Source organism: Paenibacillus tengchongensis (assembly GCF_008973665.1).
GTDB classification, from domain to species: Bacteria; Bacillota; Bacilli; order Paenibacillales; family Paenibacillaceae; genus Paenibacillus_AQ; species Paenibacillus_AQ tengchongensis.
This window is the reverse complement of record NZ_WACP01000008.1, coordinates 35,423-48,520: the sequence shown is the minus strand read 5'-3', so window position 1 is coordinate 48,520 and position 13,098 is coordinate 35,423. Positions and strand designations below refer to the sequence as shown.

General features: G+C 50.5%; 15 protein-coding genes. 3 read left to right on the top strand and 12 right to left on the bottom strand.

What is annotated here, in order from left to right:
• Window positions 1-86: 86 nt before the first annotated feature.
• The 6 genes from F1381_RS14510 to F1381_RS14485 all read right to left on the bottom strand — a co-directional run bounded on the left by F1381_RS14510 (window position 87) and on the right by F1381_RS14485 (window position 5,027).
• Window positions 87-1,001, bottom strand: coding sequence for a sensor histidine kinase (locus tag F1381_RS14510; RefSeq protein WP_151735572.1), 915 nt, complete (start codon window positions 999-1,001; stop codon window positions 87-89).
• Window positions 1,002-1,019: 18 nt separating this feature from the next.
• Window positions 1,020-1,781: an ABC transporter permease gene (locus F1381_RS14505; protein WP_151735571.1), complete on the bottom strand. Its 762-nt coding sequence runs from the start codon at window positions 1,779-1,781 to the stop codon at window positions 1,020-1,022.
• Window positions 1,774-2,697: an ABC transporter ATP-binding protein gene (locus tag F1381_RS14500; RefSeq protein WP_151735570.1), complete on the bottom strand. Its 924-nt coding sequence runs from the start codon at window positions 2,695-2,697 to the stop codon at window positions 1,774-1,776. The genes F1381_RS14505 and F1381_RS14500 overlap by 8 nt, the downstream gene beginning before the upstream one ends.
• Window positions 2,698-2,780: 83 nt before the next feature.
• Window positions 2,781-3,473, bottom strand: coding sequence for a response regulator transcription factor (locus F1381_RS14495; protein WP_151735569.1), 693 nt, complete (start codon window positions 3,471-3,473; stop codon window positions 2,781-2,783).
• A gap of 348 nt (window positions 3,474-3,821) precedes the next feature.
• Complete coding sequence (locus tag F1381_RS14490) at window positions 3,822-4,289, bottom strand: Hsp20/alpha crystallin family protein (RefSeq protein ID WP_151735568.1); 468 nt, start codon at window positions 4,287-4,289, stop codon at window positions 3,822-3,824.
• A 177-nt stretch (window positions 4,290-4,466) separates the two neighbouring features.
• Window positions 4,467-5,027: a GNAT family N-acetyltransferase gene (locus F1381_RS14485; protein ID WP_187355360.1), complete on the bottom strand. Its 561-nt coding sequence runs from the start codon at window positions 5,025-5,027 to the stop codon at window positions 4,467-4,469.
• Between the two features lie 176 nt (window positions 5,028-5,203).
• Here F1381_RS14485 and F1381_RS14480 point away from each other — a divergent pair, with 176 nt between their 5' ends.
• Window positions 5,204-5,650 carry a hypothetical protein gene (locus F1381_RS14480; RefSeq protein WP_187355359.1) on the top strand — a complete coding sequence of 149 codons (447 nt, stop codon included), beginning with the start codon at window positions 5,204-5,206 and terminating at the stop codon, window positions 5,648-5,650.
• 176 nt (window positions 5,651-5,826) lie between these two features.
• Here F1381_RS14480 and F1381_RS14470 read toward each other — a convergent pair whose 3' ends face one another.
• Window positions 5,827-6,786 carry a helix-turn-helix transcriptional regulator gene (locus tag F1381_RS14470; protein ID WP_151735565.1) on the bottom strand — a complete coding sequence of 320 codons (960 nt, stop codon included), beginning with the start codon at window positions 6,784-6,786 and terminating at the stop codon, window positions 5,827-5,829.
• A 124-nt stretch (window positions 6,787-6,910) separates the two neighbouring features.
• Here F1381_RS14470 and F1381_RS14465 point away from each other — a divergent pair, with 124 nt between their 5' ends.
• Window positions 6,911-7,336, top strand: a complete 426-nt coding sequence (locus tag F1381_RS14465; protein ID WP_151735564.1) for a VOC family protein — start codon at window positions 6,911-6,913, stop codon at window positions 7,334-7,336.
• 140 nt (window positions 7,337-7,476) lie between these two features.
• On the opposite strand, the gene F1381_RS14460 is transcribed toward F1381_RS14465, so the two are convergent.
• Both F1381_RS14460 and F1381_RS14455 read right to left on the bottom strand, forming a co-directional pair.
• Window positions 7,477-7,983, bottom strand: a complete 507-nt coding sequence (locus F1381_RS14460) for a hypothetical protein (protein ID WP_151735563.1) — start codon at window positions 7,981-7,983, stop codon at window positions 7,477-7,479.
• A 113-nt stretch (window positions 7,984-8,096) separates the two neighbouring features.
• Window positions 8,097-9,803, bottom strand: coding sequence for a stalk domain-containing protein (locus F1381_RS14455; protein WP_187355358.1), 1,707 nt, complete (start codon window positions 9,801-9,803; stop codon window positions 8,097-8,099).
• 166 nt (window positions 9,804-9,969) lie between these two features.
• Here F1381_RS14455 and F1381_RS14450 point away from each other — a divergent pair, with 166 nt between their 5' ends.
• Entirely contained in the window at window positions 9,970-10,707 is a 738-nt protein-coding gene (locus F1381_RS14450) for a helix-turn-helix domain-containing protein (RefSeq protein WP_151735561.1), read from the top strand.
• Between the two features lie 199 nt (window positions 10,708-10,906).
• Here F1381_RS14450 and F1381_RS14445 read toward each other — a convergent pair whose 3' ends face one another.
• From F1381_RS14445 to F1381_RS14435, 3 genes are read right to left on the bottom strand one after another with little or no spacing between them, the layout of a single operon-like run.
• On the bottom strand, window positions 10,907-11,812 hold the full coding sequence (locus F1381_RS14445; RefSeq protein WP_151735560.1) for a DNA-3-methyladenine glycosylase family protein: 906 nt from the start codon (window positions 11,810-11,812) through the stop codon (window positions 10,907-10,909).
• The gene (locus F1381_RS14440; RefSeq protein WP_151735559.1) at window positions 11,793-12,347 is read right to left on the bottom strand and encodes a methylated-DNA--[protein]-cysteine S-methyltransferase; all 555 of its coding nucleotides are present in this window, start codon (window positions 12,345-12,347) and stop codon (window positions 11,793-11,795) included. The genes F1381_RS14445 and F1381_RS14440 overlap by 20 nt, the downstream gene beginning before the upstream one ends.
• Window positions 12,344-12,916 (bottom strand): bifunctional transcriptional activator/DNA repair enzyme AdaA, encoded by a 573-nt coding sequence (locus F1381_RS14435; RefSeq protein WP_151735558.1) that lies wholly within the window; start codon window positions 12,914-12,916, stop codon window positions 12,344-12,346. Before F1381_RS14435 ends, F1381_RS14440 begins: the two co-directional genes overlap by 4 nt.
• Window positions 12,917-13,098: the final 182 nt, after the last annotated feature.

Here is a 13,098-nt window from a genome sequence, read left to right as displayed (position 1 = left end):
ACGCTTGTTGTGTGTCTCAGCTCTGAAACTGCATATTTAAGGATCCGCTGACCAGCTTCGGTGGAGGCTGGGCACCTGTCCGCACGCTAGGCAGGCCCCCCGCTTCCCGCCTTCCACCGGCAGACCATCGTCAGCCGCTCCCCGTCCAGTTCCGCCGTTAGCGCGCCCTCCATCTTGATCATCAGGCTTTTGGCGATGGAGAGGCCGAGCCCCGAGGACTGGGCGGACCGGGTGCGGTCTGCGGTATAGAACCGGTCAAACAAGAGGCTGACATCGCTTCCCGCCAATGCCTTGGCATCGTTTGCGATCGTCAATTCAGCAGCCTCCCCCTGCGCGGTAAAACATATCTCTACCCCTCCTCCCGCATGCTTGAGGGTGTTGACCAGCAGATTCTCGACCACTCTGCGCACCGCCGATTCGTCGGCGTAAATGTACACATGGTCCCCCGGCAACCGGATGTCAGGCGTAATGCCCTGTTCATTGAACGAATCGTACAAGCCCACCAGAATGTCGGAGAGCAGTGCGGTCATGTTCAGCTTCTCGGTTTGCAGGGGATAATCGAGCGATTCAATGACAGAAAGCTCGAAGAAATCGCCCAGAAGCGATTGGAGCCGTTTCGTCCGGTTCTTGGCATAAGCGACATATTCGCGCTTCTCCTCCGGCGTAATGGATTCCGGCTCCAGCAGCTGAATATAGCCGAGAATAGAGGTCAGCGGAGTACGGATATCATGGGAAATGTTCGCCACCGCCTGCCGGAATTCATGCTCAACCCGTCTGCGGCGGGCTTCCGCTTCAACAAATAAGCCGGATTGGCGGTTAATTTGTTCCGCAAGCGCTTCAAGCCGCCGGTCGAATAAGGCGACGTCGATTTTTTTGCCGGTTGCCCGGTCGTTGTATAGACGCAATTGCTCGGTCATCCGCCTCATTTCACGCCTTAAGCTCCATATCCGGGCAAGCAGGAGGACCACGGCCGCAGCCAAAAGAATCATCAGGACCAGCATCTCCCGCCCTCCCGTCTGTTATTTAATTTCTTTTCTGCGGAACGCCAGAATGCCCAGCACTGCCGACAGAGCCATCGTCAGCAAAGGCACCAGCACAAGTGCCGGCCAGTCCCCGCTGTCAATCACGGGCTTGCCGATCTCCACCGACAGCTTGAAGATCGAATAATCGTGCAAATCCGCAACTATCGCGATCTTGGTGCCTAAGGCGATCCAGAGTGTATCCATCAGCATAAAAAAGACCAGCAGCACACTGACCGTCTTGTCGCTGTCGGTCAGGAGCACGGCGAACATCGCCCCCATCGCTGCAAAGGCGGCCGAATATAACAGCGTTAATCCCAGTGCCCGGGGGATCAGAGAAGCGGCGCTGCCCTCCGGCAGATGCCCGAAGCCCGACAGCAGCGTGACTTCTGCGGTACCTACGACCGGAAAGACCAGCGAAGCCGCCATCGCTCCGGCGGCAAATACAATCAGCTTCGCTGTGAACAGCCGCCACCTTGTATTCCCGGATGAGGCGATGGTCTTCATGACACCCGAGGAATATTCGGTGCAGATGAAGAAGCCGGCCAGAATCGCCACGCCGAATTTGATCACATGGGCGTTGCTCGCTGTGAAAGTGATGAAGAATTCAGCACCCGTCATCTGCGGTTCGCCGTTTGACTTGTGATCAAAATAATTCAGCAGAGGGTACGCGAGCGAGAGAAGAAACAGGGTGCTGAGCAGCGTCCAGAACGCTCCGTTCTTGCGCAGCTTGAACAGTTCGGCCCGGATTAAATTATACATGCGGATGCCCTCCGATCCGCTTCGTATAGTAACTTTCCAGGTCTTCGCCCATGGGCATAAACTTCTCGATTACAAGCCCCGCCGAGAACAGCGCGGCCGATACCTTGCCCGGCTCTTCCATGCAGCTGAACAGCTTGATGCTTCCGTCCTGCATCACTTCAAAGTCCGCCGTACCCAGTTTGTTCTGAAGGACGGCAGCCGCCCGTTCCGGATGGTCCGCCTTGATGAGCAGATAGTGCTGGCATTTCGCAAGCAATTCTCCGGCCGTAAGCTGCTCCAGCAGCCGGCCGCGGTGGATAATGCCGTAATGGCTGGCCACCAGATGGAGCTCGCTTAAGATATGGCTGGAGATCAGGATCGTAATGCCCAGCTCGCGGTTCAGCCGTCTGAGCAGCTCGCGCATTTCGACGACGCCGGTCGGGTCCAGCCCGTTGATCGGTTCGTCCAGCAGCAGGAATTCCGGATCGCCGAGCAGCGCAATGGCCAGGCCCAGACGTTGTTTCATGCCGAGGGAGAAATTTCTGGCCTTTTTTCTGCCCGTTCCCTCTAAGCCTACCTGCTTCAGCATCCGGGCCACGCATTCCTTGCCGGGAATCCCGCGCAGAAGGCGGTTCGCCTCCAAATTCTCGGCGGCGGTCATATGCGGAAACAGGGCCGGCCCTTCGATCATCGAGCCAATTCGCTTCCGGGCCTCGGTCAACGCCTGCTCCCCGCTTTCCCCGAACAGCTCAATCGTTCCTCCGGTCGGAAAGGCAAGGCCGGTCACCGTGCGGATCAGCGTCGATTTACCGGCGCCGTTCTGTCCGATAAAACCGTAAATGGCGCCTTTGCGGATCTCCATATTCACTTTGTTGAGCGCCGCCTGGCCTTTGAAATCCTTGGTCAGTTGATTTGTCCTTAATACATATTCATGCATTGCCGTCTTGGCCTCCTTCACGTGATAGACCAAGTATAGGAAATAAAGGATAAGTTGGGCTAAAGATAAACCTTAAGAATGTCTTAAGGCTTGAGCCGGTAACCCATGCCCCAGACCGTCTCGATAAATTCGCTGCCGGGAGCAGCCTTAGCCAGCTTGCCGCGCAGATTGCTCATATGAACGTTGACCGTGTTGTCGTCTCCGTAGAACGGCTCGCCCCATATGTTCTCGTATAAATTAGCTTTCGTGAACACCTTGCTCGGGGCCGACAGCAGCAGCGAGAGAATGTCAAACTCCCGGACGGTAAGTGTGAGCTCCGTCCCGTCTGCCGTAACCGTCATCGTGTCCCGGTTAAGCACCAGTCCCTTGTGCTGCAGCACAACGGGCATTGCCGGCCGGGCAATCCGGGCATAGAGGCGCAGATGGGCGTCGATCCGCGCCGAGACCTCCTCGACATCAAACGGCTTCGTGATGTAATCATCCGCGCCGCCGCGCAGGGCGGACACCTTGGTCTGCGGCTCGCCCTTGGCCGATATGATGAGAATGGGCAGATTCTCCCGCCCGTCTATCTTCTGCAGCAGCTCCTCGCCCGTCATTCCGGGCAGCATCAGATCGAGCAGCAGCATGCTCCAAGGGCGCTGCTCCAGATATAACAGCGCCTCCGTTCCCGAATAGGCGGGCTGGGGAATGTAACCGCTTTTCCTGATAATGCTGCACAGCAGCCGGCTGATATCACTGTCGTCTTCGGCGACGAGAATATGTACAGGGTTATTCATTGCCTCTCCTTTGAAAATTCCACAGAGTTTACCGTTATTTGGATTACAGCAACTCTATCATAGCAGGTTTTAGGAGCGGCATCGAGGCAGGTTCGGGAAAGACGGCCGTTTCCTCCTTCCCGGGGCCGCCCGCCCCAGATGCTTATTCGCAAAAAGGCGCATCATAGCGTGAGAATCCACTACAATGCGCCTTATATGAAAAGTCCGGCAAATCCGCCGTATGACAGGAATCGAAAAGGCCGCAGGCTTGAAAGCTAAGCCGTAAAGCCGCGATTCCCCGGTTCAAGCGAACCGTCCGGACTTGAAAATCACCCCCGGAGAAGCGCCGCCCTGCCCAAGGCGCCTTAATTACTGCTGCCCGCCGGCCGCTCCCCCGTCTTCAATCTCAATCCGCTTGCCCTGCGGCTTAGTCCGCTTCGGCACTTCAAGCTTCAGCAGCCCATCCTTCAGCGAAGCGCGGATGCCCTCCTCGGCAATGTCCTGCACATAGAAGCGGCGTACATATTCGCCGTAGCGGCGTTCTTTGCGCACCACCTGCTGCTTGTCATTCTCCTCGCTCTTCTCCTCATTCCGCACAGCTTTTATGGTCAGATAAGGAGCATTATAATCGATGTCGATCTCGTCTTTGCGGAAGCCCGGAAGCTCAGCTTCAATTAAGTAAGCCTGCTCGCTTTCATGAACATCTGTCCGGAAGGACTGAACTCCGCTCTTGATCGGTGCGAAGAAATCGTCATTAAACATATCATTGAAGGATTTCGCCAGCAGACTGAAAGCATCTTCTCTGTTACGTTTACCAAAAGGAACCAAATAAAACATGTTGCATTCTCCTCTCTTTGACTTTGACTATATTTGACTTATGGCTTTATTATAGTCCCCGCCCGTCAGGATGACAAAACCTGTATAAGCCGAAAAACCGGGAAAATCCGGCGTTTCGGCTAAAAATAATTAACATATTTTGACGTTTCAAGTTTTTTGACCTTTTTTGACCTTTGTTTAACCTTTCGGCAGGTAGCGTTCCCGGTACTCATGCTCCAGCATGCTCATGGTGATACAGTCATGATATTCATGATTGTAGTAGAGCGTGTGGCGCCGTACCCCCTCTTTTACAAATCCGACGCTCTCATAGACATGCAAAGCACGCTTGTTATAGGTATACACCTCCAGCTCAATCCGGTGCAGATTCAGAATCCCGAAGCCGTAATCCAGCATCAGCACAAGCGCCTCCCGGCCGTAGCCTCTGCCCTGATGCCGCCCGTCCCCGATAGCAATCCGGAGGTTTGCCGTACGGTTATTCCGGTCCATATCCTGAATGGCAATGTCGCCGATCACCTCATCGCCCTCACGCAGCGCGATCAGCAGCAGCACCGAGCTATCGTCCCCGGCCTTGCGCGCGATGTAACCGGCAATCTGATCCTTGGTCAAATGCTTTTGCGTACCGGTCAGCCTGCGTGTCTCCGGTTCGTAGAACATATGGTAGTAAAGCTCGGCGTCGTCTTCGTTCAGCGGGCGCAGGTACACCTGTTCGCCGGTTAATAAAGCCGAATGTCTGTTCATCATGATCTCTCCTGTCTTTGTCATACTGGTTGGCTCTTCTTGGTAAGCTATATTTACGGATGGAGAAAGTATCTGATCTTTTTATAAAGGGAATGAATATAATGCACTGTACAATCCGCGCTATCCGTACAATTTGTACAAATAAATGTATTGTAGGAGGTGAGGAGGGGATGACCATGTTTAAAGAGTTAAAATTCAGTGAGGCCCGTGCAGGTTTGACTAACGTTCTCGACCGTGTTCAGAGCGATTTTCCGATCGCCATAGCACCACGCAAGCAATCAGAAGAACATACGCTTCTTATTAATTATTCTTTTATGCACGACGTCCTAAACGGATACAAGTTTTCGATTACGGAAACCAGAGAAGAAGATGGTTCATTTAGCTATTGGATGGAGACTTTTGATGAATACGGTTATGGAGAGACTGAAGACGAAGCTATGAACATGCTCGTTAATCACGCCATTCTGTATGCTGAGGAATATCGTGATAACACTAAACGTTACTACAACGCACCCAACAGACGCCACCATTTACCGTATGTGATGCGTATTTTAATGTGTTCCAGTTTCGAAGAAGTAAAGTCACTTATCCTCGCAGATGCCACCACGCTTTCGCGAACTTAAATCTTATTGTACGAGAAGACGCTGCCTAATGGGGACGTTTTGAGAACAAAAGTTAGCCACGCAGTACAGAAAGAAATCCCTCCCGGGGTTTGGCAAAACATCCTGAAAAAACAGTTGAAGACGACACTCGAAGAATTTTATGGCACGCTTATCTTCAGGCACCAACCGCCGCCGGCTTAACTGTATTTCGACATCAGTCCGGCGAGTATCCTCCTAATCTCCTCCACCAGCTCCGGAGGCTCCTGCACAACAGCCTCATGGCAGAGGCCAATGATATACTGGGCAAAAAAATGCAGGTCCCTCCGGGCAATTCCGCCTTCCAGCCGGCCCGCCCCGTCCGGGACGCGGACAAGCAGTCTGGCCGCCCACGGCTCCCCTTCACACCGCTGCGCACCCTCTGCAGTGAGCATCACTTTGAGGTGCAGCTCCGCTTGCTCAGGCCCGCCGCTTAGGCGGCCTTCATCCCTCAGCGTCTCCAGATGGATTCCGCTTAAGTCGAGCGGCAACGGAGCATCCGCCCTGTATTCAGCCGACATCATCCGGTCGCAGCGGAACACCCGAATGCCTTCGCGCAGGAAGCAATATGCCGGGCAATACCATATGCCGTCCGAGGCGTACAGGCCGATGGGCTGGATATACCGTTTCGTCTCGCCCCCCTTGGAGCGGTAGGAGATCCTTATGACCCGGGAGCCGGTTGCCGCTTCCAGCAGGATGGACAAGTAGGGGAATTCACCCTGCCTTGCCGGGGTAACGAAATCTATCCGGTGTTTCATCTCGTCGATGCGGTCACGGATATCTCCCGACATGCAGTTATAAAATTTGTGCTGGGCCGATAAGGAGGCTTCCTTGAACGGGAGATACTGATAGTGGCGCAGCGCATGGCTGGCAAAAAATATCGCCACCGCCTCCTCCTCCGTAAACGCGATCGGCGGCAATATCCGTTCGTTCAGCACCTGATATCCCCCATGCGGCCCCACTTCGGAATACAGCGGCACCCCCAGTTCCCCAAGCTCCTGCAAATCGCGGAGAATGGTACGCGCAGAAACACCGAATTCATCGGCCAGTTCCCGGACCGTAAATTTCCGCTTGCGGTTGACGGTCATCATCAGATCGAGCAGCCGTTTGGATTTGGACATCACTATTTCCCCAACTTTCCCGTTTAACTATGACAATAGTTGTCACCATTATAACTTACAATACAGTTATAGCCCAATTAGTTACTGTATTAGGGGCAAATCCATTCCCAAGGAGGACTATCCAATGTCCATTGAACTGAAACCTTTTATTATGCTGGACGGCCATGCCCGGGAGGCCATTGCTTTCTATCAGGCGAGCTTAGGCGCACAGCTGATGTTCATCCAGACCGCAGGCGAAGCTCCCCAGCAGCCTGACACTTCGAAATCGGCAGCGGAGCAGGCGCTCATTGCCCATTCCGTGCTGCGGATCGGCGAAAGCACCCTATTCGTCTCCGATAGTGAGCCGGGACAGCGGCTGCACCAGGGCAACGCCGTCAACATCTGCATCTCTGTGGACAATACCGGCTCCGCCGAGCAATTGTTTCATGCCCTGAAAGAGGGCGGAGAGGTCGCCATGGACCTTGCACCCACCTATTTCAGCCCGGCTTACGGTATGCTCACCGATAAATATGGCGTCACGTTTCAGATTTTTACGAAGCGGCCGGGCTGAGTAGGGACTGAAGATAATAATAAGGCCGTGATTCCTTAAGTTCAGGGAAACACGACCTTATTAATTTTTTTTGAAAATAACCAGATATCAGCAAATATGATTACAGGAAATCATCCATTCTGTACTTGTTCTGAACTTAATTACACATTTCGTTCAACAAGATAATAATAGTTCTTTAGTTTATTAGTTTCGAGAAGCGCTGCAAATTCAAGTGCAAGATCTTCTTGACGAGCCTTCATTAAGTGCTGTACCCATCCCCCAAAATTGGGACACTCATACTGTACAAGATAAACATGAATATTAGTATTGCTTTCTAATACACATACTGTATGTTCATAAATAACATTATTTTTATCCACCGTAACCTTTCGGTTGTAAAATGTAATTCTTAATCCTGGAATTTCCCTTTTGGTATCGTATTTATATATATTCTCATTCAATGCCCTGTTAACAAGTTGCTCTGATACATTCGAGAATGTAACACCCGTTAATTCAGTAATCAAATGTGTAAAAGCTTCTTGCCTAGCCAATTTATAATAATTTTCATCATATATGTTTGTATCTAAGTAAGGGACAATTCCACACTTTGCATAGCCCCCTTGCAGTTCAGTTCTCGCTTCAACAATGATTGCACCATTCTCGTACATTCTCTAAATCCCCCATTATAGTTTATTGATCTACTTATTAAGTATCGATTTCGATAACACGTTGTTATCAGCATTCAAGATATGGTCTTTATACTAGTCGTATAAGTTTCTTATTATTGCTTCAGACTGATTGTTATAATTTTCGTTTTTTCGTCCCACTCTACGTTTGCTCCGAACGATTCGCTGATAACCCGCAGAGGTACCATTGTGGTTCCATTCCGCAAACTGGGGGCAACAGATAGTTCGATTGACTTTCTACCTATCTTGATTACAGGATTGTTTACTTGCATTGATACTTGAATTCCCTCGGACAACTTACTTGCATAAATTGTTTTAGTGCTTGTATCAAATTCAACTTCAGCTCCAAGAGATTCAAATATTTGACGCATAGGAACCATTGTATTTCCCTGTTCAATATAAGGAAACTCCTCAAAATTTAAGGTTGTCCCATTTAATATGACCTTCACTCCATCAATCTGCGTGAAATCCACCTTTATAGGTACACTATTTAGCTGCAGTTTATTGCTAGTGATAAAACTTTCCTCTCCCCAAGTCCAAACACTATAATCATCCATCAATGCCAAAATGCTTTTACCGTAATAATCTATAATTTTGAGAGGCACTTTATTAGAAGCAACCTGTACCAGCAAGGGCTTCATTTCATAAATGGTTTGTTTACTATTCGGTTTAAGGTTTGATTGATACGTTAAAGCGGCCTGATTACCAAATTGTCCGTATTCATAACGTAATCCCCACCCCCACAATGTTCCATTCTCTTTGAGTAAAAAAGTATTAGCGTTGGTAGCAAACATACTCTTTACTCCATCCATTATTTTAATAGGCTCAAGACTTGACCACTGTTGTGTCCAATCTGTCATTACCTGTTCTGAATATGGACGAGAAATTGTTCCCCAGAACCATAGAGTGCCATCCTTTTTTTTCACAAGAGTATAATCTTGACCTGCATAAAAGTCACTTACTCCTTGAAAATCAACCAACTCTGGATTTATTGTAATTTCTTTGGTGTTTTCATCCAAATAGGCATCACCATCAACCCTGAATTTCCAGAGTACACCATTCCTATCTAAAGCTAGCGAGTCATTATACATAGAAACTGCAGATACTTTTACAATGTTATCAAGTCCTTTGATTTGAATATCCGTTGCTAATAGACCTCTTGGTGAATAACGATTTTCAGGACTTACAACAGATATCGTGCCATTCTTTTTAAGTAGAGTCATAGGATAACCGCTAACTAATTCCTGCACACCATCGGCAACATTATAATAATAACTGCCGATATTATATACATTTCCATCGTCCTCTAAAGCCAGAACACTCTGCCCCTGACCACTAAGTTGTATAGTGTTCTCAAAAACACCGATATCCCGTGCTTGAGTCCAATCTTCCGCTCTATAAAAATCACCAAACATGTAATCCCACGTTTTCCCTTTAATTAATATATGCCCGTCATCCTTTAATGCAAATACTGCCTCATCACCGAAGGCGATATCGACTATTTTTGAAGAAACTTGAGCAGTATTAGAGTAAGCTGCTGCATTTATTGATTTTACCGGAAAGGTCAATATACCTGTAGATAAAGTTAATACTATAGCTAATATCAACAAACCTTGATTTTTCTTATAACTATAACCCTTTGTTTTGAAACTCACATCGTTCACCACTTTACAATTTAAATGTATCTCATCTACCATAAAAGCCAACCTAAAATGAGTTTGAATAGAGTTACTTAAATACCAATATTTTGTATTAGAATCATTGATCCTGCGATAATTTTTTATTTGACCATCTATCACCACCTTCGTACTATTTAGCGTTAATGACAACATCCTGAGCTTTCATGCAGGTTAATGGCTAATCCCTTCTACAAGTCTATTCAATAGTACCTTCAATCTCTACGGACTATGAGTAACATATTTCCACAAGATGTGACAATATCTATAACTAGAGAATCACGGAGCCGATATGATAAAGGAAGTATATTTTTCTCTTTTTTTGGGGGGGATAATTCTGAGTATTCAAACTGCATTTGGAATGAGAATACGTGAACTTCGTGCACGAAGTGGAATGTCGCAAGAACAATTGGCTTATCGAGCAGAGCTAGATCGGTCTTATATAAGCGGTGTTGAATGTGGTTCACGAAATGTGAGTCTGATAAATATTGAAAAGATTGCAAAAGCATTAAATATCTCTATAGAATATTTATTTACGAACGAAAAATTATCAACAAATTCAGCTTATCTGCAACAGGATTTTAAGATTCCTTTCTTGAAACGCTTTTCCTATCAATTGGATAAAGAACAGAGAATATTATCATTTAAAGTAGAGGGGCTGCTCACCAGCAAAGACGTAGACTATATGACCGCTACTTTGGCGAGTATCTCTTCCTCTTTTAAAAAAGGTGAATTAAGTGTATTCGTCGACCACAGAGAGATGAAAGCAGCCGATGGTATACCAGCAGTTTACTCTCCTGAAGTAGCAGACAGAGCCGTAATATTTCAACAAAAAGTAATATCTTGCAGCAAACAAGTTGTGGTGCTATGCAATTCTCATTTTATGGTAAATCAAATGGATTTTGTAACTCAGACAAGCGGAATTCGAGAAAAGGCTACTCATCTGTATGGAAAAGATAGAGATATGATAGGACAAGCTTACCAATTACTTGACATTCATGGAAACGAGCTCATAAAAGCTGCAAAATGAAACCATCGGGTGCAACTTGAGATTTTCTGTTTACAGGCTAGTTAATCAGTCTTCCAATAGTTTTTGTTCCTTGTAAATCTGGCTTTCCCCTCTCCGTTGCTTCCAGCGGTTTTTTGCCGGAAGCAACAACACGGGTCCTAAAGACTGTTTATGCTAAAAAAGAGCATCCCCGTTATGTCGGAGTTGATGTCGTTCCTTCTTAATATAATGCCCGCCATAGGTAAAAGGTGGCATACGCCTCCCAGCCGCGCCAGCGTGCGGACAAGTCTACGAGCTCGGCCGGTGTAGGCTTGCGGTCCATGCCGGTGAGGAACTTGACCGCATTCTGCAGTCCGACGTCCCCGGCCGGGAAAGAGGTGGCGTCGCGCAGGCAGCGCATCCGCACATATTGCGAGGTCCAGGGGCCGATGCCGCGGATCTGCAGCAGCCGCTGTTCGGCCGCTTCCGGTGCGGGCAGCGCCAGAAGCTCGTCGCGGCTGAGTAATCCGCCCCCAATCAGCCCCGCCACCTCCAGCACTGTGCGCGCTTTGTTCCGGGTTAGCTGAAGCGCACACAATTCTTCAACGGTTACCTCCCGGAAGACCTCCGGCACTGGGAAGCTGTAGTAGGTGTACCCCTGCCATTCCAGCGACTGCCCGTACCTGGCTGTAAGCTGCTGCTTCAGCTTGTAGGCAAAGGCCAGATTAACCTGCTGGCCGAGGATCGCCCAGCATAACGCCTCGAACAGGTCGGGAATACCGATAATCCGCAGTCCGTCATTGGCCGCCAGCAGCGGAGCGAGCAGCTCATCCTCCCGGGCCATCCGGTAGAACGGGGCCAGATCGCGGTCCAGGTCAAACCACTCCACGATGTAGCGGACAAGCCCCGCCAGCGCCGCATCCTCCGGCACGCTGCCGTAGAGCAGCGAAGCACGCAGACGCCGCGGCGGGTCCCCGGGCATTGTCAGCCGGATCAAGAGCGGCTCGCCTTCGATCATGAACAATCGCTCCACCCCTTCCGCGTCCGGGCGGAACAGGCATTCCAGCGGCGAACGGTTCATGTATTCCAGGCATGCCGCAAGCTCAAAATGCGCCGGCACCGCAAGCTCAAAAAGCAAATCGTTCATGTCCCGCAGCCCCCACGTCCGTAATGCCCTCCAGCGCCAGAAGCTCCTGCTTCAGCATGAGTCCGCCCCGGTATCCGGTCAGGGTCCCGTTCGCCCCGATCACGCGGTGGCAGGGCAGAATGACCGGCAGCGGGTTCTGACCGTTGGCCGCGCCTACAGCCCGCACAGCCTGCGGTCTGCCGATACGCGCCGCCAGCTCTTTATAGGTGATGATTTCGCCGTGGGCAATCTGCGCCAGCCCTCGCCATACCCCGCATTGAAATGGCGTCCCCCATAAATCCAGCGGCAATCCTTCAAAGCTGACCGGCTTGCCGCTGAAATATTCCTGCAGCAGCTCTACAACACCGATGTGTCTGAACAGCGCCGCATCCTCCCGCAATTCGCTTCCGGGGGCATAGGTTCTCAGCCAGGCTTCCGGCAAGCGCCCCTGATCCTGCTCATAGGAGAGGCGGATCAACCCGCGGTCCGTAGCCCACAAAGTCCACCCCCTGCCTCCGAGGGTCAGGGTATGATGATAGATTACTGTCTTGTTCATAACGGATCCCTCCCTTGTTGCTCGTCCCTATACTCCGTCGGTGTCATACCGGTCTTCCGTGCAAACCATGAAGTGAAATGTGAAGGGCCGGACACTCCGGTCTGCCGGGCAATTTCGGCAACGGGGACCCGGGTCCCTTCCAGCATCTGACGGGCGCGCTCCAGCCGCAGCTCCTCCAGCCTGGCGGCGGGGGACAAGCCCCGTACCTGCTTGTAGGTCCGCTGCAGATGGAAAGGGCTCACTTTGAGCTGCTCTGCCAGCGTACGCAGCGTCAATTTCTCCCCCAGCCCCGTCTCCAGCAGCTCATCCGTCTGCGCCGCCAGCAGCGCATCGGGACGGAGTGCGCCGCCTTCCTCCGGCCTGCACCGTTTGCAGGGACGGAAGCCCGCCTGCAGCGCCTCCTCCAGCGAGGTGTAGAATATGACATTACTTGCCTTCGGCGTCCGCGCCCGGCAGGAAGGCCGGCAGACAATGCGCGTCGTCAGCACACCGGTATAATAGATACCGTCATACGTAGGTTCACGCCGCACCACCGAATTGTAGACATGCTCGAACAGCATCTGCTCCATCGGAAATCACCTCTTACCGCCAGTATAAACGATTGCTTCCTCCCGAGGCAGTCTTGCGGGATAGGAGAGCAAGATTACGACAGCGGCCGCTGCCGAAATAAGGGAAGTTTGCCGGGAATGCAGGATAGCTGTGCCGAAAGTGATATAATAAAGAAATGGATTTTAAGAAACTATGTACAGGA